The organism is Parasphingorhabdus sp., assembly GCF_039977335.1.
In the GTDB taxonomy this organism is placed as follows: domain Bacteria; phylum Pseudomonadota; class Alphaproteobacteria; order Sphingomonadales; family Sphingomonadaceae; genus Parasphingorhabdus.
The window spans coordinates 456908-482297 of the sequence record NZ_JBDWDI010000001.1 but is presented as its reverse complement, the minus strand read 5'-3'; the positions used below and the strand labels follow the sequence as shown (position 1 = coordinate 482297).

General features: G+C 51.2%; 20 protein-coding genes and 1 tRNA gene. 9 read left to right on the top strand and 12 right to left on the bottom strand.

Going from position 1 to position 25390, the window contains the following annotated elements:
* Positions 1–7 precede the first annotated feature (7 nt).
* Complete coding sequence (locus tag ABJM21_RS02350; RefSeq protein ID WP_348303002.1) at positions 8–661, bottom strand: Crp/Fnr family transcriptional regulator; 654 nt, start codon at positions 659–661, stop codon at positions 8–10.
* A 182-nt stretch (positions 662–843) separates the two neighbouring features.
* On the opposite strand from ABJM21_RS02350, the gene ABJM21_RS02345 reads away from it, so the two are divergent.
* The 5 genes from ABJM21_RS02345 (at position 844) to ABJM21_RS02325 (ending at position 5917) form a co-directional block, all read left to right on the top strand.
* Positions 844–2109 carry a hypothetical protein gene (locus tag ABJM21_RS02345; RefSeq protein WP_348303003.1) on the top strand — a complete coding sequence of 422 codons (1266 nt, stop codon included), beginning with the start codon at positions 844–846 and terminating at the stop codon, positions 2107–2109.
* A 58-nt stretch (positions 2110–2167) separates the two neighbouring features.
* Entirely contained in the window at positions 2168–2806 is a 639-nt protein-coding gene (locus tag ABJM21_RS02340; RefSeq protein ID WP_348303004.1) for a papain-like cysteine protease family protein, read from the top strand.
* A 1-nt stretch (position 2807) separates the two neighbouring features.
* Complete coding sequence (locus tag ABJM21_RS02335) at positions 2808–3374, top strand: hypothetical protein (protein ID WP_348303005.1); 567 nt, start codon at positions 2808–2810, stop codon at positions 3372–3374.
* A gap of 475 nt (positions 3375–3849) precedes the next feature.
* Positions 3850–4308, top strand: a complete 459-nt coding sequence (locus tag ABJM21_RS02330) for a DUF2924 domain-containing protein (RefSeq protein ID WP_348303006.1) — start codon at positions 3850–3852, stop codon at positions 4306–4308.
* A complete protein-coding gene (locus tag ABJM21_RS02325) occupies positions 4301–5917 on the top strand; it encodes a recombinase family protein (protein ID WP_348303007.1) in 1617 nt (538 codons plus the stop codon). Before ABJM21_RS02330 ends, ABJM21_RS02325 begins: the two co-directional genes overlap by 8 nt.
* A gap of 216 nt (positions 5918–6133) precedes the next feature.
* On the opposite strand, the gene ABJM21_RS02320 is transcribed toward ABJM21_RS02325, so the two are convergent.
* A tRNA-Thr gene (locus ABJM21_RS02320) sits at positions 6134–6209 on the bottom strand.
* A gap of 214 nt (positions 6210–6423) precedes the next feature.
* Here ABJM21_RS02320 and ABJM21_RS02315 point away from each other — a divergent pair.
* Both ABJM21_RS02315 and ABJM21_RS02310 read left to right on the top strand, forming a co-directional pair.
* Positions 6424–7776, top strand: coding sequence for a hypothetical protein (locus ABJM21_RS02315; protein WP_348303008.1), 1353 nt, complete (start codon positions 6424–6426; stop codon positions 7774–7776).
* A gap of 184 nt (positions 7777–7960) precedes the next feature.
* Positions 7961–12643 carry an NAD-glutamate dehydrogenase domain-containing protein gene (locus ABJM21_RS02310; RefSeq protein ID WP_348303009.1) on the top strand — a complete coding sequence of 1561 codons (4683 nt, stop codon included), beginning with the start codon at positions 7961–7963 and terminating at the stop codon, positions 12641–12643.
* A gap of 1 nt (position 12644) precedes the next feature.
* On the opposite strand, the gene ABJM21_RS02305 is transcribed toward ABJM21_RS02310, so the two are convergent.
* The 6 genes from ABJM21_RS02305 to ABJM21_RS02280 all read right to left on the bottom strand — a co-directional run bounded on the left by ABJM21_RS02305 (position 12645) and on the right by ABJM21_RS02280 (position 20113).
* Positions 12645–13853 (bottom strand): DUF445 domain-containing protein, encoded by a 1209-nt coding sequence (locus ABJM21_RS02305; RefSeq protein WP_348303010.1) that lies wholly within the window; start codon positions 13851–13853, stop codon positions 12645–12647.
* Positions 13854–13948: 95 nt separating this feature from the next.
* Complete coding sequence (locus ABJM21_RS02300; protein ID WP_348303011.1) at positions 13949–17368, bottom strand: efflux RND transporter permease subunit; 3420 nt, start codon at positions 17366–17368, stop codon at positions 13949–13951.
* Between the two features lie 11 nt (positions 17369–17379).
* On the bottom strand, positions 17380–18573 hold the full coding sequence (locus tag ABJM21_RS02295) for an efflux RND transporter periplasmic adaptor subunit (RefSeq protein WP_348303012.1): 1194 nt from the start codon (positions 18571–18573) through the stop codon (positions 17380–17382).
* 262 nt (positions 18574–18835) lie between these two features.
* Entirely contained in the window at positions 18836–19111 is a 276-nt protein-coding gene (locus tag ABJM21_RS02290; RefSeq protein WP_348303013.1) for a GlsB/YeaQ/YmgE family stress response membrane protein, read from the bottom strand.
* Positions 19112–19318: 207 nt separating this feature from the next.
* The gene (locus ABJM21_RS02285) at positions 19319–19618 is read right to left on the bottom strand and encodes a DUF1153 domain-containing protein (RefSeq protein ID WP_207989496.1); all 300 of its coding nucleotides are present in this window, start codon (positions 19616–19618) and stop codon (positions 19319–19321) included.
* 114 nt (positions 19619–19732) lie between these two features.
* On the bottom strand, positions 19733–20113 hold the full coding sequence (locus ABJM21_RS02280) for a hypothetical protein (RefSeq protein WP_348376547.1): 381 nt from the start codon (positions 20111–20113) through the stop codon (positions 19733–19735).
* Positions 20114–20261: 148 nt separating this feature from the next.
* Between ABJM21_RS02280 and mnmA the strand changes: the two genes are divergently transcribed.
* Entirely contained in the window at positions 20262–21395 is a 1134-nt protein-coding gene (gene mnmA, locus ABJM21_RS02275) for a tRNA 2-thiouridine(34) synthase MnmA (protein ID WP_348303014.1), read from the top strand.
* Between the two features lie 4 nt (positions 21396–21399).
* Here mnmA and ABJM21_RS02270 read toward each other — a convergent pair whose 3' ends face one another.
* Entirely contained in the window at positions 21400–21774 is a 375-nt protein-coding gene (locus ABJM21_RS02270; protein WP_348303015.1) for a hypothetical protein, read from the bottom strand.
* A gap of 29 nt (positions 21775–21803) precedes the next feature.
* Here ABJM21_RS02270 and ABJM21_RS02265 point away from each other — a divergent pair, with 29 nt between their 5' ends.
* Positions 21804–22946 (top strand): serine hydrolase, encoded by a 1143-nt coding sequence (locus ABJM21_RS02265; RefSeq protein ID WP_348303016.1) that lies wholly within the window; start codon positions 21804–21806, stop codon positions 22944–22946.
* A gap of 23 nt (positions 22947–22969) precedes the next feature.
* Here ABJM21_RS02265 and ABJM21_RS02260 read toward each other — a convergent pair whose 3' ends face one another.
* From ABJM21_RS02260 to ABJM21_RS02250, 3 genes are all read right to left on the bottom strand, one after another.
* Positions 22970–23776 (bottom strand): PhzF family phenazine biosynthesis protein, encoded by an 807-nt coding sequence (locus ABJM21_RS02260; RefSeq protein ID WP_348303017.1) that lies wholly within the window; start codon positions 23774–23776, stop codon positions 22970–22972.
* The gene (gene pdxH / locus ABJM21_RS02255) at positions 23773–24378 is read right to left on the bottom strand and encodes a pyridoxamine 5'-phosphate oxidase (protein ID WP_348303018.1); all 606 of its coding nucleotides are present in this window, start codon (positions 24376–24378) and stop codon (positions 23773–23775) included. The genes ABJM21_RS02260 and pdxH overlap by 4 nt, the downstream gene beginning before the upstream one ends.
* Positions 24379–24490: 112 nt before the next feature.
* The gene (locus ABJM21_RS02250; RefSeq protein WP_348303019.1) at positions 24491–25333 is read right to left on the bottom strand and encodes a hypothetical protein; all 843 of its coding nucleotides are present in this window, start codon (positions 25331–25333) and stop codon (positions 24491–24493) included.
* Between the last annotated feature and the right edge of the window lie 57 nt (positions 25334–25390).

The following is a 25390-nucleotide window of genomic DNA, read 5'->3' as shown; positions in this document are numbered from 1 at the left end:
CTAGATATTAGACTATTAGATTTTCCAGCATCGATCGTGACAAAATTTCCAAGCCGCTCTTGTTCCGCCTAATGATCCCTCGACGTTCGAGAGCATTTATAGCCCTTGACCCGGTCTCTCTTGTGGTTTGTGCTGTTAGTGCCAGAGCTGCAATGATGGGAGTTGGAGAAATTTTGTTCTGTTCATCAGCTTCTCTCAATAGTTCGGAGTATACCCGACCTGTCGCAGTCAAAGTGATACGAGCCGCCATACGGTCAAGTACAGCATTAAATTGGCGACCTAGAATTCTCGACAAGCCATTGCCAATTCTCGTCCCCTCTTTCAAGAGATCGGCCATCGTTGATGTTGATACCTCTAGCACGGTTAACTTATCTCGCGCTGTCACGTCTGCGATAAAAACTCGTTCATGCGGAAAAGCACCGAATAGTTCGCCTGGGCCGTGAGCGGCAAGTAGTTTAATTTGCCCATCAACACCAATTATATGAAGTTGTGCTAGGCCATCAAGTACGATCCACAATTTGGAACCCAAATCACCTTGATGAGCTAAGGTATCTCTATGATGATAGCGAACCAATGTCATCGCTGCATTTAGTTTTTCAGCTTCGGTACGAGAACACATGAAAAATGATTCAAGCGCAGCAGTTCTTTCGGTAATATCCATCTTCAAATGTTCCCCGAACGCAATTCTAGTGGAAGAGTAACTACGATTCCGCAAAGAATAAATAAGAATACTTGTTTACAGTTCAAATTTCTTTCCTTGTGCGTGACAGCCGTCACGGAGAGTTCATATGCTTGTCACTTATTGGTCTCCCTAGATTGATTTAAGGGAAAAGGGGATAAGATGTGAAACATTCCGTTTTAATAGCCACCGCGTTATTGGGTTCAGCCGTGACATCACCAGTTATGGCGCAGCAAGATTTGGATGAACAAAAAAGCCAACTTGAAAAGGAAAAAGCATTGATTGAAGCTCAAACCGCTTTGATCACGGCCAAAACGGCTAAAACCAGAGCAAAATTTGGATTTGATGATCTTCCTAGTTTTGAAAACAAAACTACATTGGGTACTTCGGGAGGCGAGATTGAAGCAGCGCTTTTAATTTCGACGGCCGTCGAAGAAGCGGCATCAACAATAGTTGGTAAAATAACTAACAAAGCTTGCGAAGATAAAGACAAAGCGAAGGTGGCTGAGTTAACCGATAAAAAGATGCCCATTAGCCATAGAACGACCGAAGATGAGTGCGGTAACTCAGGAGATCCAGACTTTCTTATAATTACTGGATCGAACAAAGAGAATTTCAATTTGCCAGTTGTTTTACAAACTGAACTTGAGTCACTTGAATCTCGTTTTCGGTCAATACCTAGAATCAAGGTTCCGGCCGCGCTAGCAGACGGTGGCGGGGCGCTAGGTGGTGTAGCGCCGGCGGCCATTGTGCCATTTGTTACTGCATTGTCAGGCCTGCTTGGAACGGAAACAACGGTTACCGGAGTGGAAGTTGGTGTGGATGATGAACAACTCGCAGTCGCTTTGGCAGGACAATTGTCTGCGTTGAAAAAGTCTGTCCGTCTCTATCATCATGATCCGGGACGGTTAAGGTTCAAAGATTTGGAAGAGAGTGTAATCGGCAAACAGGTCGTAGCTTTGAAAGAATTCCGTGATAACGCGATGGTAGTTCGGAAAAACAATTCGCCCAAAAAAAATCAGACGTCTGATCAAAACAAAACTGTCGAGAAAATTGATGTCATTGTTGCCAGCTTTGATGCTCTTTACGGGCAAATCACCAAGCGAGGAGGTGATGGTCTCTCGATATTTGTCAAGGCCATACTCCTGAATAGTTACAACACACAAGAGACAAAAATTGTCAGGGTGAAGGCAACCAAGTCCGGTGGCAGCCTAATACATAGTAAGAATATTTGGACCACTTTTGGCGTAGATCCGTTAAAAGTTAGCGGTGGCTTACTCGTCAGCTATTCGATGGTCGATTCCAATGGTAATGTAGAAGTTGCGGGGCGGCTGGCCTGTCGGACCAGCTTGGCATCTTTGCGCAAGATCCAGTCTGGAAAATGGAAGAACACGCTTAATTCCCGAAAGATGGGTGCCGAGTGCAAATAGACAGATTCCTAAGGCTTTCGTTGTTCCTGAAACATGAATAATTTGAGGTTTCAAATATATGGCTCAGATTCCATCATTTCTTAAAATACGGCCGATTAAGCCAGTTAACACACCAAACCAGCTTGGAGTATCTCCATCACTAGCGACAAAAAATAGTTTGAACTTCATCATGCAAAATCAAACACAGACGCAATGGTGTTGGGCTGCTGTTAGTACTAGCATATCTTTATTTTACCAATCAGGATCAACATGGAGACAATGTAAAGTAGCCAATAAAGCGTGGTCTAGAACTGACTGTTGCGGGGCCGGTGCAAGTGGACTTTGCAACAATCCTTGGTATCTTGATCGCGCACTGAAACTTGTAGAAGTTTTTGACCGAATGACTGGTGCATCTGAGAGCTTTGTCGCCTCCAAATCGGAAATCGATTCCGGCAACCCTCTTTGCCTAAGAGTCGGTTGGTCAAACGGAGGTGGCCATTTCTTGGCCATAGTCGGTTGGAGGAAAACATCGAACGGCAATGAGTATTATGATGTCGATGACCCGATATACGGACGTCAAACAATCCTGAAATTTCAACTGGAATCGAGCTACCAAGGACGAGGTAAATGGACCCACAGCTATTTTGTAGCTCAAAACCCGAGCGGCGGCGGGACAATCCTGATCGAAATTGATGATCCAGAGATGTTAGGAGCTTGAAATGCCGATTTTGAAACCTGAATTTCCTACTGTTGGCCACGATATTCTTGTAAACATTCTATCGGAACTGGGAGAAACAGAGGACCCCGATGCATTGGGTGGGGCGTTGGTCCAAGAAATTTCGGATCCCTTGCCGGTTCACTCACTAGGCCTGATGGAAGTGGCAGGGGGCGCCGTGCCCCAGCAGAACGATCAACCCGTCTCATGGCGATATATGTTGTTTAAGCCAGATGGGGTTTCATCTGCTGATTTAAACTCGGTTGGAAACGCTTCGCAAGTCGGCTCATTCAATCGAACAACGAAAGGTAAGATAGTTGATAGATTATATGAAGCACTTTTGTTCGTTGATGAGAAGTTCACCGATGCGGAAGAAACCTATGAAATAAGGATAATTGAAATACCTTCAATTAATCAGGCAGCGGTTTGGTTGTTTTCAGACGAGAACTCCTTGTTTATTCCCTATCTAGATGCAGAAAGATTAAAGGGCGCGCCTCCCTCAGTGAAAGAAGGGTTTTTGCAAGATGCGGCAGAACAAGCTCAGCATAGGTTAGGTGATAGTTTGAACTAGTTGCATCGATATCAGTCTAGTGAGATCTGCCACTCGCAAGGGCCGCGAGTGCCTTTACAAACTCGCTCGTCAGTGTCCGCCATCATCGGCCTGATCCACTTTGCTTGTGGATGATACGGACATTTAACATACTGGATATTATCAACCTTTTCTTCATCAAGACTTCACTCGAACCGACAAGCTAAAACAACAATCTTCGGCTCCTAAATGAGTTAATCCGGCCGACTGAACACCTAATTGTTCAAGCTTGTGCATTCAACCACGTTGTAACCCCTTCTACAGTCTCTGTCGCAATGCTTGGTTTCAACTCGCATTCCCACACTATTCTTGTGCGCCAGCCCATATCTTGAAGCCGTGCGATGGAACGAAGGTCCCGCTCAACATTTGCTTCAAACTTTGCTCTCCAAAATTCAGACCTAGTTTCTGGCACCGTCTACCGAATAACTTCCAAACTCACTTTTGAGAAAGACGAAGCATGAGTGAGCTGGACGCTCAAATAAGAGAGCTCGCAACAATGCCCCCTGCCCAGCTCCGATCTAAGTGGCGCGATATATTCCGGCAGACTGTCCCTGAAGTGCCGCCCGACCTGCTACGCCGATCGATAGCTTGGCGGTTACAAGAGCGCCAACACGGCGGACTGACGCCTTCGATCAGGAAGAAGATTGTTCAATTGCAAAAGCGTCTGGAGAAATCTGGAGAAACTGATCTCACTAATGATATTGCGCTCAAGGCTGGAACACGATTGGTCCGGGAATGGAACGGCAAAAGCTATCATGTACTTGTCTGCGATGAAGGCTTTGAATTTGATAACCGGCATTACCGCAGCCTCAGTCATATCGCCGAAGAAATTACTGGAGCTCACTGGTCAGGGCCGCGTTTCTTTGGATTGAAAAAGCGTGGTGGGTTCAAACCAAAGGTGCTGACCGATGCCTGATAATCAGACCAAAACCCGCTGCGCTATCTATACTCGTAAATCCACCGAAGATGGCCTGGAACAAGCCTTTAACAGTCTTGATGCGCAACGCGAGGCATGTGCTGCCTATATATTGAGCCAGACCCACGAAGGATGGGAGGGATCATCAGAACTTTATGATGATGGAGGCTTCAGCGGTGGCTCGATGAAAAGACCGGGACTGGAGCAACTGCTACGGGATGTGACGGCAGGCAAAGTCGACGTCATTGTCGTGTACAAGGTTGATCGCCTCACACGGTCCCTTGCGGACTTTGCGAAGATCGTCGAAATACTGGACGACAATGATGCCAGCTTCGTCAGCGTCACCCAATCGTTCAATACCACCACCAGCATGGGCAGGCTCACCCTCAATGTGCTCTTGTCCTTTGCGCAATTTGAACGCGAGGTCACTGGCGAGCGCATCCGCGACAAGATAGCCGCATCCAAGAAGAAGGGAATGTGGATGGGCGGTCCAGTTCCCATTGGCTATGACCTTGGAGACCGCAAGCTCATCATCAATCATGACGAAGCAAAAACAGTACAGCATATCTTCAAACGATATACAGAACTGAGATCGGTTCCCCAGCTTGTCGATGAACTAGCGAGGCAAGGCTATCGAACGAAGATCCGGACTTACAAAAATGGAAGAAAAATTGGCGGTGTGACCTTTTATCAAGGCCCACTTGCTCAACTGCTTAAAAATCCAATCTATGTAGGCAAAGTGCGTCACAAAGATGAAATCTATGACGGAGAGCATGATGCAATAATCGAACAGGAACTATTTGATAAGGTTCAAGCGATTTTTGCATCTAACAGAAACGATAATGCATTGGGCGAGAAGGCGAAGAACCCTAGTCTGCTGACCGGGCTTATCACCGATCCAGACGGACGACCGATGACGCCTTGTCATGCATCTCGCGAGGCTAAACGATATCGCTACTATGTAACGCGATTTAAACCCGGGGAAGAAAAGACCGAAGCTTGGAGATTACCATCTAGTGAAATTGAGCGTTTGGTCACTGACACTTTCGCCAAAGCTTTAATCAGCATGGCACCCGCCTCAGGCGATGCTCACTTCATACAGGATCAAATCGACCGACATCAGGACATTGCTGGTCGACTACTCCACGGTACCATCATCCAGAAACGAAAGGCTTTGTTAGATCATCATATCAGCGTTCAAGTGCGCAAGCAGAATGTCGAACTAACCTTCAAGCCAGAACCTGATAGCGAACCAATTCATGTCTCCGTTGATGCCAAGCTGGTTAAACGTGGAACCGAAGTCAAACTCGCTATTCCACCAACCGGATCACCTCCAAAGTCTTTTCCCAATCCGACGCTCCAGAAACTCGTTGCGCAAGCTTTTGCTGCTCAAGATCATATGCTTGGCAACAAATCAAATTCCGCGATCACTCATTACAGCCGTCGTTATTCGGGACAGCTTGTCAGGATATCCTGGCTCGCTCCAGATATTATTGCAGCCATCATGGATGGCACTCAACCACCTGAACTAACGGGCCGCAAGCTTACCCGTGCTAATAGCATCCCGCTCGATTGGCCAAGCCAGCGCAAAATGTTCGGATTCACCTGAACCGCTGCACCCCAACTTCCAAAAATAGCCACATGCATCTGACAGCCACAAAAACGGCCTGTGAGACGGACGGCATATGTTCGCCTATATCGCGACCGCCAAAACGTCTCTAGTCACCAGTTTGAATCGCAGTGTTGAGCTAACCCTCGGAAGTGTCGGCACTAAATTCACAAGGCGGCATGCATCTAAGTACTTGATAAATAAGGGAAAAATGGGTGGTGCCGCTTAGAGGACTCGAACCTCTGACCCCATCATTACGAATGATGTGCTCTACCACCTGAGCTAAAGCGGCATTCAACCCGGCGGTGCCTATTGCACCGGTCAAACACTTAACGGTCGCGCCTTTAACAGCCGGTCTGCCTTGTGACAAGCCCGACGGTTCGGTCTACGCATATAAGGTTCCAATCCATGTGCACAGCCCGGAGAAAAGTTGGAAACGTTTACCAGATATTTACCATGGCTGCTGCAAAACAACCGGGAAATGAGCTTATAAAGTAGGATTAGGCATGGAAAATCTTCGCAATTCTGATGAAAACAGCGTTTTGACCACAGGTCCAGACGCCGATTACATCGCCTATGAAGATGATGAAGTAACGAATGAAGCACCGCCTGCCATTGGTCAGGATGAGCGCCGCATGCACGTGCGTGCCTATAATTTCTGGGCCGGTTTGCTCGGTGACCGCCAATTTCCCAGCGTTGAAGATCTTGATCCGGAGTCGGACAAAGATTTTGGACCAAATAGTGTTTTGCTCGATTTCACCAATGGTGTTGAAAATCCATCCATCCAGTTCCTTGGCAAATCGCTGCGGCAGGAATGTGAACTAGACGACAGCATCACCACGATTGATCAGGTTCCAGCACGGTCTTTGCTGTCACGCATCACGGATCATTATCTGCAGATCATTGCCAACCAGGCACCTATTGGGTTTGAAGCTGAGTTTGTAAATCAACGCGGTATAACCATTATGTATCGCGGTATTTTACTGCCCTTTTCGACCGATGATGACACGATTGATTTCATATATGGTGTGATCAACTGGAAAGAAGTGGCTGACGACGAATTTGCCAAAGAGTTGGAAGAACAGGTAGCACAAGCCATGCGTTCTGCTCCGGCTAAAGCGGAAACCGGACCGATTTGGGCTGACAGTCCTACTTCAGCGCCATTGGAACTGACGGAAGACGATGCCGCAGCTGCGACAGCTGCGCTTGTGGGCGGTGATCACATTGAATTGGAAGATGTTACCGATCAACCGGGCGAAGACGCGAGTCTTTCCGACTGGCTGGTCGCAGCACGCAGCAGTGCCGACAATGCGGCGCACAGCGAACAACGCAGCCGCGCCGCGCTTTATAATGCAATCGGCCAAGCCTATGATTTCTATTTGATGACGGAATCTTATCCGGAAGACTATGCGGTTCTACTTGAGGATTCAGGCCTAAAGGCACAGGAACGCGCGCCGATGACACCCATCGTCAAGCTCGTCTTTGGTGCCCATTATGACAAAACCCGGCTGACCGAATATGCTGCGGCACTACGCTTTGCAAAACAGGCAGGTATTGAGAAAGGCGCATTTGCCGGCTATCTCGAAAATTATGACGGTGGTTTGAAAGCTGTTGTCTATGCTGAACGTGATGCACGCAATCCGAAGCAGAAATCGACAGATGTCTCCTTACAAAACGAAGATGTTCTGGAACGTTTGCGCAATGCGCCAAGCCGTCAGCTCGATGATATTGATGCAGGCGATGCGGAATTTGTGGTTCTGGTTGCCCGGCGGGATGAAAGTGGACAGCTATCGATTGTAGGCCCTGTGCTTGGTGATCAGAAGCTGACCGACAAGGCTCTGAAACAGACTAGCGTCTAGCCGCTTTACCATATCAGCTTTCTCTATATTGGTTACATATGTAACCAATATATCACTCTCATGTGATATTCGGCTTGTCGCGCCATCGTGATATGCCGAACGCTCTTGAGCATCATCCATATTAGGCCCATAAGACCGCTCCAACAGACGGACACTTGATCCGGACTTTTAGTTTGGGGGAACCATGACTGGTAGCCGCGATGCGACAGCAGCGAAAACGACCAACTCCACGGCCGGCAAGACACTCAAGAAAAACCTAACCGCCGCTTTTCAGGACAGCGCTCTTCCGGGCGAAAGTATCGGCTTTGATGACAAAGCTTGTAAAGAAGCCGCCCAATTTGCTCTCAATGCCGGTTTGCACCGAGCCGCTTCTGAGGCCAATCTGCTGCTTGAAAGCGTAACAAACGCGCACGGCAAACGGCATTTACGCCTTGCGATTGTCAACGATGATATGCCGTTTTTGGTCGACTCGGTATGCGCGACCATTGCGGGCTATGGTTTGAATATCGGGCGACTGATCCATCCGGTTGTTGGCGTTGAGCGCGATGACAAAGGAAAGCTCCGCACCATTCATAATGATCCTGACCAAAGAGGAAAACGCGAGTCGATTATCTATATCGAGTTGGAACGCACAGATGCCAAGCTGCGCCGGGCGCTCGAAAAATCCTTACGGAAAAATCTGCTAGATGTATCGGCGGCGGTGACGGACTGGTTAAAGCTGCAAGTCGCTTTGGGTGAGGATGCCGATAATCAACCCGAAGGTGAAGGCACAGCGCTCATTCGCTGGTTTCTGGAACGCAACTTCACATTGCTGGCCCATGAAAAAGTGGACGAAAAGGGACAACGATCTGACCGCATTGGCGTAGCGCGAATGCGCGATATACCAGCGCTTTCGAAAGAAAGCCAAAAGCGGGCCTTCGCCTGGTTCAAAGCCGGTGGCCAGGCTCCGTTAATTGTCAAATCAAACCAAGTATCTACGGTTCATCGCCATGTTTTGATGGATGTCATCATCATGCCATTGCGCGAAAAAGACGCACTGGTTGGCCTCTCGATAACAGCTGGTCTTTGGACCAGTGCCGCTTTGGCCGCGCCGCCGGAGAAGGTGCCACTGCTTCGCACACAAATGGCGCGACTATTCGACAAATTTGAATTTGCTCCCGCAGGCCATGCTGGCAAATCGCTTACCCACGCGCTCACTGCCCTGCCCCATGATATCCTGATCACCTTTAAGCAAGAGGATCTCGAAAAACTCGCGCTGATTTCGATGTCGCTGATTGATCGTCCGCGGCCAAAGCTCCACAGTGTGATGTCGCCACTGAATCGACACCTTTATGCGTTCATCTGGCTACCGCGTGAACAGCTATCGACGGCGCGGCGAGAAAATATTCAAGCCTTGCTGACGGAATCGACCGGAGCCCGAATATTGAGCTGGTCCAATACGCTGGGCGAAGGCGGCATTTCTTCGCTGCGATATATTCTGGACATGGGCGCAGATAGCAAAATACCTGACCCCGACACACTGGATCGCCAGCTGGAAAATATGATCCGCGGCTGGCGGCCGGAAGTAGCCAGTCATCTCAGTGAATTTGTGCCCGATAATCGGGCTGAAATTCTGGCACAACGCTATGCTGATTGTTTCCCGGGAACGTATCAGTCCACCTATGGCGCGGAAGAGGCATCACGCGATATCATGCGTTTGTTTCAGCTGGAACGCGGCGGACAAAAATCAACGAGACTCTACCGGTTGGACGGCGATGCCGAGCATTTGCTTCGGCTCAAAGTCTATCACCTTGGCGGTGTTTTACCTCTTTCAGATGCCGTCCCGACCTTGGAAAATTTCGGTTTTTCGGTGCTGGAAGAATTGCCCACCCCACTCGATGAAGGGCGGCTGGGCTATATCCATGACTTCCAACTTTCGGTGGGCAATTCAAAAACTCGAGATGATTTGATCGCTCGTGCTTCTGAAATTCAGGATGCGATTACCGATGTTCTGGAAGGTGTTGCGGAGAATGATAGTTTCAACCAACTGATTACCGCGACGGGCATCAGCGCGCGGTCCACCATATGGATCCGCGCCTGGTTCCGTTATCTGCGCCAAACAGGTTTGAGCTACGGAATGGTCACAGTCGTTGAAGCGCTGGCTGAGGCAAGCGATGTAAGCCGTGCCATGATCCGCTTGTTTGCGACGTTGCATGACCCCGCATTAGAGGGCGATAGAAACAAGACCTTGGCGCAAGCCAATAAGGACATCGAAAGCGGCTTGGTCAAAGTCCAGGGGATTGATGACGACCGAATTTTGCGCCTGTTTCGCGCGGTTATTGAGTCTATTTTGCGTACCAATGCCTTTGCCGAAAGCGCCGATGGTGCTTTGGCATTCAAAATTGAAAGCGCGAAAATCCCCGACCTTCCTGCTCCCGTGCCGTGGCGCGAAATATTTGTTTACAGTCCAAAGGTTGAAGGCATCCATCTTCGAGCAGGTCCAGTCGCTCGCGGAGGGCTGCGCTGGTCCGATCGGCGTGATGATTTCCGCACCGAGATTTTGGGACTAATGAAAGCCCAACGTGTCAAGAATGCGGTTATTGTACCGACAGGGGCCAAAGGCGGGTTTTATGCAAAGCAATTGCCATCGGGCGATGACCGGGACGCCTTTCTTGCAGAAGGTGTTGCATCCTATAAAATTTTCATAAGCGCGTTGTTGTCAATAACCGACAACATCAAGGACGGAGCAGTGGTTCCACCAAAAAATGTTGTCCGTCTCGATGAAGATGACCCCTATTTCGTAGTGGCCGCAGATAAAGGAACGGCTACTTTTTCCGATATTGCTAACGAAATCGCGATTGAAAAAGATTTTTGGCTGGGTGATGCTTTCGCCAGTGGCGGTAGCAATGGTTACGATCACAAGGCCATGGGAATTACCGCCCGCGGGGCATGGGTTTCTGTCCAGCGGCATTTTGCCGAAATGGGCGTGGATATCCAGAAAGAGCCCGTCAATGTCATTGGCGTTGGCGATATGTCCGGTGACGTTTTTGGCAATGGCATGCTGCTATCAAAATCTTTACGACTGGTCGCGGCCTTTGACCACCGCCATATATTTATCGACCCTGACCCTGATCCAGCGAAAAGCTGGAAAGAGCGCAAACGCTTGTTTGAATTACCTCGCTCCAGTTGGGACGACTATGACAAAAGCTTGATCTCCAAGGGCGGCGGCGTTTTTTCCCGTCATTCCAAAACCCTGAAAATCAACAAGAAAATCACCACTCTATTGGGGTTATCGGGTGAAACAGATATTACGCCATCTCGCCTGATTTCGGCGATATTGGCTAGCGAAACGGATTTGCTGTGGTTCGGCGGGATCGGTACTTATATCAAATCGTCCACCGAAAATAACATCGAGGTCGGCGATCCTTCCAACGATAATATTCGTATCGACGCCAAGCAATTGCGGGTAAAGGTTATCGGCGAAGGTGCAAATTTGGGTATCACCCAAGCCGGCCGGATTGCTTTTGCCGGACGAGGAGGTCGGATCAACACCGATTTCATCGACAATAGTGCGGGTGTCGATTGTTCGGATAATGAAGTGAACATCAAGATCGCCCTCAATGCAGCGATGGCGGCTGGTCAACTGAAGCTTGACGCGCGTAACACATTGCTCGAGAAAATGACGGACGACGTCGGAGCGCTGGTCCTCGAAGACAATCGGCTTCAAGCCCTTGGTCTTTCCATCGCCGAGATAGGCGGCAGGAAAACATTGCCGTCCTACGTCAGATTAATTGAATATTTTGAGGAACAGGGAAAGCTGGACCGCGCCGTTGAAGGCCTGGCAAATAATGAAGACCTTATTCGCCGCGGACAAGAAGATCGCGGACTATTTCGCCCCGAACTCGCAGTTCTGATCTCTACCGCAAAACTGGCGTTGCAAGATGCGATCGAGAATAGTGCGCTGAGCGCTGATCCTGGCCTCGAAAATGAGCTGCTCAATGCGTTTCCAAGCGCCATAAAGGCCAAGCATAAAGATGCCGTCGTCAACCATCAGTTGCGCAAGGAGATTATTGCGACGAAGCTCGCCAATCGGATGGTCAATCGGCTTGGCTTGATTGACCCGTTTGAACTGGCAGAAGAAGAAGGCTGTTCATTGGGCGAAGTCGCCGCAGCCTTTGTCATGGCGGAACGCCTGTTTGATGCGGACGCGATCTGGAAGTCACTTGAAGATGCGAAAATTGGCGAAAATGTAAGACTCTTGCTGTTTGATCGCGTAGCCTATGTACTTCGATCCCATATGGCCGATCTGATGCGTATTGGGCTTACCAGCGGCACGATTGACGAAGCCGTTGACATGCTGGCACCCAATATTGGTTTGCTAAACGATAAGGTCGAGAGCCTGATAACCGCCGAGGGCCAATTGCAAGCCGCCAAACAAACCGGGCTGTTAGTAGAAGCTGGTGCGACTGCTGAAATCGCTCATGAAATGGCGAATATCTACAAGAATGATGGTGCCGCTGGCATAGCATATCTGGCGAAATCAAGAGAAATTAACGCGATTGAAGTCGCTGCCGCCTTCACGAAACTCGGTAGCCTGCTCGGACTGGATTGGGCGCAGATGACTGCAACTCGCATCAATCCATCCGATCCTTGGGATCGCTTGCTGGTCGCAGGATTGGCTCGTGATTTCCAACAAATGCGCCTCGATTTCTTGAGACGCGCGCGAAGCAAGGATATGGACCAATTTTTGGAATCATGGGCCGAGAAAAACAACGCCCGGGTGTTACAATTCCGGAATATTGTTGATCGGGCTCAGTTATCACCAAGACCATCTATTGCCATGTTGGCTCAAATAGCCGGGCAAGCGCGGATATTGCTGACCCGCTAGACTAATATAGCCAATGGCTGAGTAAATGTAGCATGACGCCTACTAGACCGCCAACTAACGTCCCGTTGACGCGGATATATTGAAGGTCGCGGCCCACCGCATTTTCCACGCGGTCGGTGATAGTCTGCGCATCCCAGCCGCGAATGGTTTCTGACACTAGCTTCACGATATTGTCACCATAGCTTGCAACAACCCCGGCAACCGCACGGCGCGCGAACCGATTGAGTTGGCGATTAAGCAGAGGATCTTTCTGGAGACTACTGCCCAATTGCATCAACGCATCACCGAAATGACCGGCCATGGCTGCCTCTGGGTCACGAGAGGCTTTGAGCAAGGCTTCTCGGCCGGTTTCCCACATGCCATCAATCCAGTTCGCTATGGCGGGATTTTCGATCATCTCAAGCTTCCACTCATTCACGCGCTGTCGCAATTCTGGATCGCTTTTCAACTCCTGCGCCAGCTGAACAAGGCTCTCTTCGGTTTTGGCGCGCACAGGATGATCCGGATCGGAAGCCATATCCGCCAATAGCTTATAAAGCCCGTCGACCACTTCATTGGCCAGCCGGTCATCCAGTCCGGTCCAGCGCATCACGGTATTTGCCCGGTCATGGACAATAGCGCGGATTACATATTCATTGGCATCCAGCGTCCTGTAGGCCCATTTTATTGTAGAATCGATCAGCGGTCCGTGCCGGTTTTCGGCCATCACGGATTCCAGTATCTGACCCATTGGGGTTGCTAAATCCAATTCCTTGGCCTGCGTCTTTACGGCCCCTTTAAACATGCTACCAAGCCTGTCCTGATCGAGCGAACCGATGATATCGCCAATCAACCGAGACGCACCCATGCGAAGCCGCCCTTGCCCTCCGCTAGGTGATTTCAAAAATCGTCCGACGCCGCCAGCGAGATCGATACCATGCATCCGCTGAGCCACGATCCGGGAGACAAGAAAATTATTCTTGAGGAAATTGGCCAGTGTGTCGCCAATCCGATCCTTGTTACGTGGAATGATAGCAGTGTGCGGAATTGGTAATCCCATTGGGTGACGGAACAAGGCTGTGACGGCAAACCAGTCCGCAAGTCCGCCAACCATCGCAGCTTCTGCAAATGCGCGTACAAATCCTAGTGCAGGGTGTACCTCTTCATAGGATTTCGCGGTAAAATAGACCACTGCCATCAACACCAGCAAACCGGTCGCGATAATTTTCATATCGCGTCCAGCATTGTTCAGATCCCGGGTGATCGTGGACGACCCAGAGACCGGAATGCTATTAGACTTTGGTGCCAATTTAGAAGAAAGCGGCTTCACTCGGCGGGCTGAACCTTTGCCTTATCGTCCGCGTCATCACCCGGACTATAAGTCAGCATCGTCTTACGCAGCCATGGACCCACGCGGCGTTCAAAGCCATCGGCCAGACTGAAACCAGCGGGTACAATTACCAGCGTAAGGAGTGTCGATACAATCAAACCGCCAATCACCACGGTACCCATCGGGGCACGCCAAGCGCCGTCACCAGACAATGACAAGGCCGTTGGAACCATACCAGCCGTCATAGCAACAGTAGTCATAACAATCGGCTGAGCACGCTTATGACCAGCATCCATGATCGCTTCGTACTTGGGCACGCCCTTTTCCATTTCTATAATCGCAAAATCGATCAGCAAAATCGAGTTTTTACTGACGATTCCAAGCAGCATGAGAACACCGATCAACACCGGCATCGACAGGGGCTGGCCAAACACCCAAACTAAGAAAACACCGCCGAGCGGCGCCAATGCCAACGAACCCATATTCACCAGCGGTGACATAAGGCGTTTGTAAAGCAATACCAAAGTCGCAAAGACCAATAATATCCCTGCAACCAAAGCAATTTGAAAATTCACCAAAAGCTCCAGTTGCCATTCTTCTTCTCCGAAAGGTGCATTGGAAACGCCGGTTGGCAAATTTGTCATGATCGGAAGTTTGTTAATGGCGATCATCGCCTCGCCTTTTACAACGTCGGGAGCCAGATCAGCGCCCACGAATGTCCGACGGTTTTGATTGTAACGCTGAATCGATGTCGGCCCCGATCCAAAACTGACTTTGGCGACACGGCTAAGCGGCACGGTGCCGCCAGATGCAGTCGGAACAGGGAGATTCTCAATCGTTGTCAGGTCCGAGCGCGATTCTTCAGGCAGCATCACTCGGATGGGAATCTGTCGGTCTGACAAAGAAAATTTCGCCGCATTCTGGTCAATCTCACCCAAGGTCGCAATACGAATAGTCTGACTGAGCGCAGTTGTTGTCACACCCAATTTGGACGCAAGATCAGAATAAGGTGTAATCAAGATTTCTGGTCTACTGAGGTCAGCGGAAATCCGCGGCGCCACGACCAGATCTATATCCTTCATCTGCTCGACCAGCTCAAAAGCCGTTTCATCCAATAGTACAGGATCAGATCCGGTTAGCATGATTGAAATATCACGGCCTGTTCCGCCGCCGCCACCTTGCGACTGAAAGGAAATGCGTGCGTCTGGTATCTCCTGCAGAAGCGGCACCATACTTCGTTCAAATTCTGTAGATGTTTTGTCCCGCTCGGTTTTGAAGTTCACAAATACCGTCGCGTTAGTTTCACGGACACGGGTTAACGCCCGTTCAACTTCTGGTTGCTGATACATGAGCTCAGAAACCTGATCTGCTATTTTCTCGGTTTGCTGGAGCGTGGTGCCCGGTACGACTTCAATTTGAACCCGACTGGAATCCTCGTCGATGGTCGGTTGAAATTGCCCTGGAAGGGAAACAAAAAGCAGGATCGTTATGATAAAGGCGAAAAGTCCCATGGCCATCATCCAAACTCGATGATCGTGCGCCCGCGCCAGAAAACGCGTGGAGCGATATTTATACCATTGCGCAAATCCTGAGCTGACGGCGCCAATCACAACTGGGATTATGAATATCAATAACCAGGTGACAGCAACGCCTGCTACAATGCCTAAGATCAGGCCGATAAACGCACTGATAAAGACGCTCGGTAATATCTCGACTAACAGACCATTGACGGCTGAACCGGTCATAAACGCAGCAGCAAAAAATGTTAAAACAATCGACGTGAATAGCAAAAAGCCAAGAGGGCGTTGCCACCAGGCAATTTTTACCGGGACCAAATCTTTTCTGATTTCATTGGCCTTCGTTTGGTCCAAACACCAATTCAGCAGTCGCATATAACGCTCCATCCAAACGCCTTCACCATGTTCGGCATGACCTTTGGATTCGAGAAAATAGGCCGCGACCATCGGTGTAATCATCCGCGCAACAGCAAGACTCATCAGGACCGAAATAACGACTGTGATTCCGAAATTTTTGAAAAACTGCCCAGAAATGCCAGGCATCAACCCAACCGGTAGGAAAACCGCTACAATACAAAAGGACGTGGCAACAACCGGCAATCCTATTTCGTCGGCGGCGTCAATAGAAGCCTGATAGGCGGATTTCCCCATCCGCATATGACGCACGATGTTTTCAATCTCAACAATAGCGTCATCGACTAACACACCGGCAACCAAGCCAAGTGCCAAAAGGGACAGAAAGTTCAAATTGAAACCGAGCAGGTCCATGAACCAAAAAGTCGGTATGGCCGATAGTGGAATGGCAATCGCGGAAATTAGCGTAGCGCGCCAATCACGCAAAAACAGAAACACCACGACCACGGCCAAAAGAGCACCTTCCACCATGGCCGCTATCGAGCTTTTATACTGGGATTTCGTATAATCAACGCTGCTGCCAAGGCGGATAAATTCGACACCGGGATTTTCTTCCTCGATATTGTCCATGATCTCAACTGCCGTGTCATAGACAGTCACATCGGATGCACCGCGCGCGCGCGTCATCGAGAAATTCACCACCTCCACGCCTTTGACTTTACTGATCGAACTGCGCTCACCAAAAGAGTCGTTCACATCTGCAACATCACTCAATTTGATCGTCTGTCCACTACCCAAAGAAATTTGCGTTTGAGACAGAGCATAGGCGTCTTCTGCATTACCCAGGACACGGACCGATTGCCGGATACCGCCAACTTCCGCGCGCCCACCTGCCGCATTTACATTCACCTGGCGCAATACGGTGTTGATTTGGTTAGCGGTGACACCAAGTGCTTGCATACGATCCGGCTTCAGGATCACGCGAATTTCTCGATCGACGCCACCAAACCGGTCGACCTCGGCCATTCCCTTTACGGTGAGCAATCGCTTTGCAACTGTGTCATCAACAAACCAACTGAGCTGCTCGACAGTCATATCGTCCGCTTTGACCGCAAAATAGGCAATCGGACCGCCGACCGCGTCGACTTTGGAAATTTGCGGCTCCAATATGCCATCAGGTAATGAACCCCGCGCCTGATCAACGGCATTTTTCACTTCATTAACGGCATCGTTGACATCAGCGCCAATTTCAAATTCGACAAAAGTCGAGCTGCTGCCCTCGCTAGCGGTGGAGCTAATATTTTTGACTCCGCTTATCGCACGTACCGCCGCTTCAACCCGCTGTGTGATCTGGTTTTCAATCTCTGTGGGGGCCGCCCCTGGTTGGGAAATACTCACCCGAACCGCAGGGAATTCGACATCAGGGTTGTTCACCACATCCATGCGGTTAAAGCTCAGCAACCCGGCGAGCAGCAAAGCTGTAAACAGCACAAGCGGAACGACGGGATTGCGGGTCGACCATGCGGAGATATTACGGAGGCTCATAAATTAATCCCTCACGCAGATTGATCTTTTTCAGCCACAGGCTTCACCGTTTGACCAGGGTTGAGGAAACCAGCTGCTCTGAGCACAACCCGTTCAGTTCCGCTCAAGCCTGAAGTAATGGATAAACCAGCTGCAGAAACGGAGCCTATGACGACGTCTCGGCGAACCACTCTATCATCTTTATCGACAATATAGACAAAGCTGCCCTTGCTATCATTTTGCACCGCCGATTCTGGTAAAACAGCCGCTTGTGACGTCCCGCTTGTTATGCGTGTGCTGGCAAAGCCGCCAGGACGAAGAGCCCGGTCGTAACTTAGCGCAACCTTTGCAATACCTTGTCGCGAATCCGCGTCAATCATTGGCGAAATTTGCCAGATCTGGCCGGTCAGGACCTTGGTCGTTCCTACAGGAATCACCTCTGTGCTTACACCGACCGAAATATTGGCCAAATCACTCTCGCTTAACTGTGCCTGCAATTCCATCTCACCATTTTGCGCCAGACGGAACAAAATACCGCTACCCGGACTAACAGTTTGACCAACCTCGACATTACGTTCCAAAACAAATCCGCCTTTTGGCGCCACGATATTCAGGAAGTTGTTACGCGCACGGGTTTCACCAAGCTGCGCTTGGGCCACCCGAAGCTGTGCCGCATTTGAATCACGCGTGGCTGTCAGCCGATCGATATCCGCTTTTGAGATAAATCCGCGCTCGACCAGCTTTGCGGCCCGGTCCAGATTTGCCTGTGCCAGGTTTAAATCAGCTCTAGCTGAAGCAACCGAAGCGCCCAGGCGCGCCACTTGTTGATTTTGAACGGACCGATCAATGCTGGCCATAATTTGACCGGGCTTTACCCAATCACCAGCGTCGACATAGACCTGCGTAACGCGGCCACCCTCACCAACAACGCCAACGGGAATTTCACGGCGTGCCGCCACAGTACCCGTCGCATTGATGGTACGCACAACATCCTGCCGTCCAGGAACCACGACGGTCACAGCCGGAGCTTGACTATCCTCAGCTCCTGCAGCTGCAGCGCCATCGCCGCTACCGGCAAAAAGCTGATAAGCGACATAGGCAAGGATGATAGCCGCAGCGACAGCCGCCACGACAATGAAGCGCCTTTTGTTCCGTGCCTCATCACCAGCATCGTCTAGTGTCGAGACGTCGAGGTCTTCACCTGAAATTTTTGATTCATAGTTCATAGTCAATACTCGTCAGCCAGCCTTTATCTTGTTTTTGCGCTGCAATATACAAAAGAATCACTGGAACGCGGGGAAAATACCAATTCTTGTAAATGGTGTATTATATCAATAAACCAGTTATCACAAGCCCGAACAATCACCCAATGAAACACTGGTTCTGAGACGTTGCCAAATTACCATAGCCGCATATGTCTTTGAACGAAAAAGGCCAACCCAAATGGGCCAGCCTTTTGTTTTTTATGAAGATTTCAGACTAGTCGGATTAACGGACGCGGCCTCGCTTGATTAAGTTCACGATGCCAAGCAAGACAATCGCTCCACCGAACGCGACCAGCAATGTCATCGGACTAAATGGCGCGTCTCTAAGATCTTGCGTACCGCCTGTGAAGAAACTGAACAACCAGCCGCCTAACATTGAGCCAACACAACCCACAACGACATTCCAAAAAATGCCCATTGATGCATCCCGGCCCATTACCATACTGGCGAGCCAGCCGATAATGCCACCCATCACAAGCGCGATGATAAAGTTAATCATGTTTTCCTCCTGATCCATTTTGGCCGTTTTAATGTGGCCGATCAGGATATCTTATACAAATGACGGTCCGAAACCAGAAAATACTCAAACCAGTGTCATGAAAAAGGCCTCGGAAAGCAATTTCCAAGGCCTCTAAACCATTAATATTGATACTTAATCCAGCAAATAAGCCATGATGTTGGGTTCACGCTGGTGTTAATATTATGCTCAATATTTTTGCTGACGCTCATAAAGGTCACGATAATGCTGAATCCGCGTTACCCGCAGTCCTGGCATGCCAGAACGGTCAACAGCCCGCTGCCAGGACGCAAATTCTTCCAGCGACAGACTATACCGATCGCAAACCTCATCGACCGTCAATAATCCGCCGTTTACCGCCGCAACAACTTCAGCCTTACGCCGAACAACCCAGCGGGTGGTTCCCGGGGCTGGCAAATCAGCAACAGTTAATGGTTCACCCAAGGGACCCACGACTTGTGCTGGCTTGATGGTTTGGTTCTCGATCATACTACCCTCAAAATTGGCCTTGCGGCATTTCTCTCTACGTCCAAATGATGTTACATATTTAGACTTAGAGTTTTTCAAACTACTAAATCACCAAGGTAAATAATGCATTCATATTTACTCTGGCGCTACATCACTCGATAATTCTTCACGCAATAGGTCCGGGCGAAAATTGCCCTTCTCAAAAATGCGTGCGCTTTTTAACAGCGGACCTCGTACTGGAAGCTCGCCGGCAAAAAACTTGATTCGATCTCCCACTGGCCCACGGCTTGCGTAATTTGGCTTTGGTGCCAAACCTCTCCGCCGTGCAAGATATGCACGTGCCGATGGAGAAAGAGCCTGACGTGCGATCGCATGCGCAATCAGCGTTTCATGTGCGCTGTCTGCTGGTGCATCCGATTCGGCACTGGTCTTAGTCAGACTCTTATGTGGGAAGTTCATTTCCATGAGCACCCTTCTAGCGACGAAGATATAAACATCCGTAAAGGCGGCGTTCACGCGCTCTTAGGACTGGTTAAGCAAACCTTCCTTTTCATTCGCCTTTTCGTCCCAATATGAACCATAACGGCATTTGAGCCGGCAATTTGACAGCAATTTTGCGCAATACTGGCGCTGCTCGCGGTTCATCGTTAAAGGACGTGACGATATGGCATACCGAATCAACAATGAATTTCAGCTCGGTGACGATCTGACGGGCAAGCGCATCGTCGTTGCGATGTCCGGCGGCGTCGATTCAAGCGTTGTAGCTGCATTGGCCGCACGGACTGGTGCAGAGACTATCGGCATCACGCTGCAACTCTATGATCATGGCGAAGCAGTAGGCCGCGCAGGCAGCTGTTGCGCTGGTCAGGATATTCGTGATGCGCGTCAGGTTGCCGAGAAACTCGGCATTGCCCATTATGTCTTTGATCATGCCAGCCGCTTTCAGGAATCGGTGATGGATGTGTTCGCCGATGAATATATGGCCGGCCGCACCCCGATCCCGTGCGTACAGTGTAATATGGGCGTTAAATTTACCGACCTGTTAAACCTATCGCGGGAACTGGGTGCCGATTGCCTTGCCACTGGCCATTATGTCCGGCGCGTGATCGGCGAACAGGGTTCAGAGCTGCACCGGGCGATGGACCCAGCACGCGACCAGAGCTATTTCCTTTTTGCTACAACGCAGGATCAGCTCGACTATCTGCGTTTCCCGCTCGGCGACATGCCAAAGGACCAGGTTCGCGAGATCGCCAAGGAAATGGGCCTTGCCGTCGCCTTCAAACCTGACAGTCAGGATATTTGCTTCGTTCCCGATGGTGATTACGCCAAGGTCGTTCGCAAGCTGCGCCCTGACGCGGATGATGATGGCGAGATTGTCCATATCGACGGTACCGTCATGGGCCGGCACAAGGGCCTGATCCATTATACAGTGGGCCAGCGCAAGGGATTGGAAATCGGCGGACAGGCCGAACCACTCTATGTCATTCGCCTGGAACCAGAAACCAAGCGCGTCTTTGTCGGACCAAAACAGGCTTTGGCGGTAGCATCTGCAACATTACGCGATATCAATTGGATTGGCGGCGATTTTGAGGGACCGATGCAGGTGAAGGTCCGCTCCATGGCCAAGCCGACCCATGCCCGGCTGGAAGGTGATACGCTACGCTTTCACAATCCCGAATATGGTGTTTCCCCGGGGCAGGCAGCGGTCTTCTATCATAAAGACCGCGTCCTCGGTGGCGGCTGGATTGAAAAAACCGGTGCGGTGTCCCAGCAATGGCTAGCCGCAGCTACGGCCTAAACGTTTAGTCTGCTTCGGCCTCGGTCAGGATCACACAGCCCCAGCCTTCGCGAAATTCAGCCGTCGCGGATGCGAGCAGCGGGACCGACGCCGTTACCTGGCGTTTTTCATCATCCATCGATAGGCCGATGACTTCCATGCCGGGTTCAAAATCTTTCTCGCAGTCGTCCAGATCGCGCCCACCAACATAATGACAGGAACAGGCGACGCGAGCACCATAAGCGGTACCAATGCCAAGCTGTCCTTTGATGAAGCTATAATTATAAGCAAAGACAGCAGCCAAGATCAGCACGAACAATGCGAGTATATATAGAGCTACCCGACCTTTACGGGTTTGTGCCTTGGAAGCGGTTTCGAGATTGTTGTTTTCGGTTGCCATGATAGCATCTATTGGTGCAACCGATGTTGATGCACAAGATTAAAATCGCCGCCCTGTCCGCACTCGCTCTTACACTCTCTAGTTGTGGTGCAAGTGATGAACCTGCATCGCCGCCACCGAAAACAGCCGAGGAGCTGGCCTATATATCGGATGCTAGTCCGGTTAAAAAGGCACGGCTCGATGCGGCGATTTCCCCGCTTTTCGAAGACCCCGCGATGGCCGAAACCCGCGCGTTTCTTGTCATGCATCGCGGTGAAATTATAGCCGAGCGCTATGGCGAAGGCTATGATGAGGACACGCGGTTTATCAGCTGGTCGATGGCGAAATCCTTTACCGGCGCACTGATCGGCTTTCTGGTTGCGGATGGCCGGCTGGTGCTCGATGACCCTGCGCCCGTCCCCGCCTGGCAGCGGCCCGGCGATCCGCGCGGCGACATTACTCTGCGCCAGTTGATCCATATGTCATCGGGCCTTGATCACACCGAAGTACCGGAAGAAAACGGTGCGACTGTTTTTGAAGCTGACACCAACCGCATGCTCTTTCTGGATGGCTCCGGCGATATGGCGGGCTATGCCGAAGCGCGTCCCATGGAAGCAGAACCCGGCGAGAAATTTGAATATAGTACGGCCACCAGCATGATCCTAGCCGACATTATCACGCGAACATTGACCAAAAGCACCGACCCAGCCGTACGCCGAAGCACAACAATGCGCTTTATCCGAGGCCGCCTTCTTGAGCCTCTGGGTATGGAGAGCACGTATTTCGAGTTTGATGCCAATGGCACATTTTTGGGCGGCAGCATCATTCAGTCCAATGCCCGTGACTACGCCACATTTGGCGAATTCCTCCGCAACAATGGCGCCCGCAAAGGCGCGCAGCATCTGCCCGTCAGCTGGGTCCAGTTCATGCGGACATCCTCTGCCAATGATCCGGCCTATGGCGGTCATATCTGGCTGAACAAAAAACGTCCCGATGGTCGCAATCAGATATTATTTCCCGATATGGCTCCCGACACCGTTTTTGCGGCCCTTGGCCATCTCGGTCAGCAGATTGTGGTTTCACCGGAACAGAAGCTGACGGTGGTCCGTTTGGGCAAAACGCAAGATGATGTGAACCGACCGATGAGCGATCAGATCGGGCGGATCGTATCGCTATTTCCGAACAGCAAATAGCGCGTCTGGGTCCTTAACTTCGCTTATAACCGAAACAATCCCTCGACCACCGTGACACATTTCCCGCCAAGCCATGCTTTTTGGCCATCCAACCGGCAATTTACATAGCCGCCGCGGCCGCTGGCCTGGTAGGCGGTAAAACTGTCACGGCCCAATTGCGCCGCCCAATAGGGCGTCAACACAGCATGAGCCGATCCGGTCACGCTATCTTCATCAACACCGCCGCCGGGAACAAAAACCCGGCTCAATGCATCAGTATCTATGCCGGGAGCCGTGCAGATAAACTGCTCATTGCCCATTGCGCCCAGCGCTTTCAAATCCGGTTTCAATGCCAGAACCTCGTCCGCAGTCTCATAGCGGATCACATTATAACGCCCTTCATGAAACTGCGTCTCAATCGGTGTCCCGCCGATCAAGGCAACAACATCCGGTCGCTCTTTCGGCGCTGGCGGATAGGCGGGCAGTTCCAGGGCATAGCCCTCCCCATCCCGCATCATGGTCAACACACCGGCCTTGCGGGTCCGAAAGGTAACTTGATCCTTATCCGGATTTTGGGAGAGGATGATATGGCCACTTGCCAGCGTCGCATGCCCGCACAGGCCGATTTCGATCGTCGGGGTGAACCAGCGCAGCTCATAATCCGCTTCGCCGGTTGGATCGGGCAGATAAAAGGCGGTTTCCGCAAAATTATTCTCTTCGCCAATCGCCTGCAGCACCGCATCATCGAGCCAGCTTTCCAGCGGCATCACCGCCGCCTGATTGCCGGTAAAGGGCCGATCCGCAAAGGCATCGACATGGAAATAAGGTAATATTCCGTTTTCCTGGGTCATGGGTAAAGCATTCCTTCCGTCCAATCGTCATCACCACCATCAATGCCATCACCGCCATCGGCGCGAATGAAGACACGCCGTTCGTGCAGTCGATGTTCGCGGTCCTGCCAGAACTCAAATCGCCCCGGTGTCAATCGATAGCCCGACCAATGCGGCGGACGTGTGACGTCCTTCCCTTCAAAATGCGCTTTCATCTCGTCATAGCGCGCTTCAAACGTTGCGCGCTTGTCCAGCGGCCGCGATTGATCCGATGCCCAGGCACCCAGCTGCGAATCCCGGCTGCGCGTCGCAAAATAGGTGTCCGCCGTCTCGTCGGAAACGGTCGAGAGCGGCCCTTCTATGCGGATTTGCCGGCGCAGGCTTTTCCAGTGGAATAATATCGCGGCCTGCGGATTGGCCGCAATATCGGCGGCCTTGCGGCTTTCCTGATTGGTGTAGAAAACAAACCCGTCGCGATCATGGCCTTTTAACAACACCATGCGCGCAGAAGGCTGTCCGCTGGCGTCCGCGGTCGCGATCGTCATCGCATTGCTATCATTGAGTTCCGTCTCGCGGGCTTCCGCGAACCAGCTTTCGAACAGGGGGAAAGGATCATGGGTCATGATGCTGGCTGTATCAGGGTGATGACGCGCGTGAAAGACTTGTGTTTTGAAATTTGCCCCTCTGTTCCGATATGCCCGACATAGGCGAGACATACCGGATCACAAGCTTGGGTCACACAGGGTCACACCCCCTAAAGCGGAACCGCCTGCGGGTGCGCCGAACCTTTGGTGTCGCACGGCAGAGCCCCGGCAAAGTCCCCCCGTCATGCACGATGCCCGCTGCTGCCTCACTGGTCCTGATCCGTGTCCAGAAATCGGGATCATCGCTCATGCCGCTGCGCATCGCGCGCTCCCATTGCATATCGTCCCAGTCGGCGGCGTCATCGGGGTCGAGGTCGGATATATCAATGTCTTCCGGCGCAGTGGCGGTAATCAGCTCACGCGCCTGCTTTTCGCGCAGCCGCTCCAACAGATCATCATTGCCGATACCGGTTAAGGGCGGCTCGATATCCGGTTGGCCCGCCTTGTCCTGTTCCTCCAGCATCGCGGTACAATCCCTGCCCTGGCTGATCGCCTCGACCATCTCGTCAAATTCGACTGCTGCGGCCCGTGCAGGACTACCCGCCAGATCACATTCATCCGCCTTGGCATCCAGCCGCGCCAGCGCCGCCAGCAGCAAGGGCACCGAAAAACGCTGCCGCTCCCCCACTTCCTCGCCATGATACCAGACCTTCTCGGCCCAACCATTAAGCCCCTTTTCCAGCACCTCCTCTGCATAAAGATCCCGCGCATGAATAAGCGCCGCATCCCAAGCCCGCGCAAAGGCCCGACCCTCATTCCGGCGGCGCAACCGATGCGCACTCTCCCGGCTCATGCCTACAAAAGCAGCCGCCGCCTTCACCGACCCACAGCGCGCCAGGGCTTCGAGAAACTTGCCCTGCTTCTCCGGCGTCCAGCGGGGTGCAGGCGCGCCCAATGTTTCGGTGGTAGGATGTTTGGGGGAAATTTGGGTCATCACACATTCTCTTTTTGGTTAGAGGTATTGCATAATATAACCTATACGGTACATTGT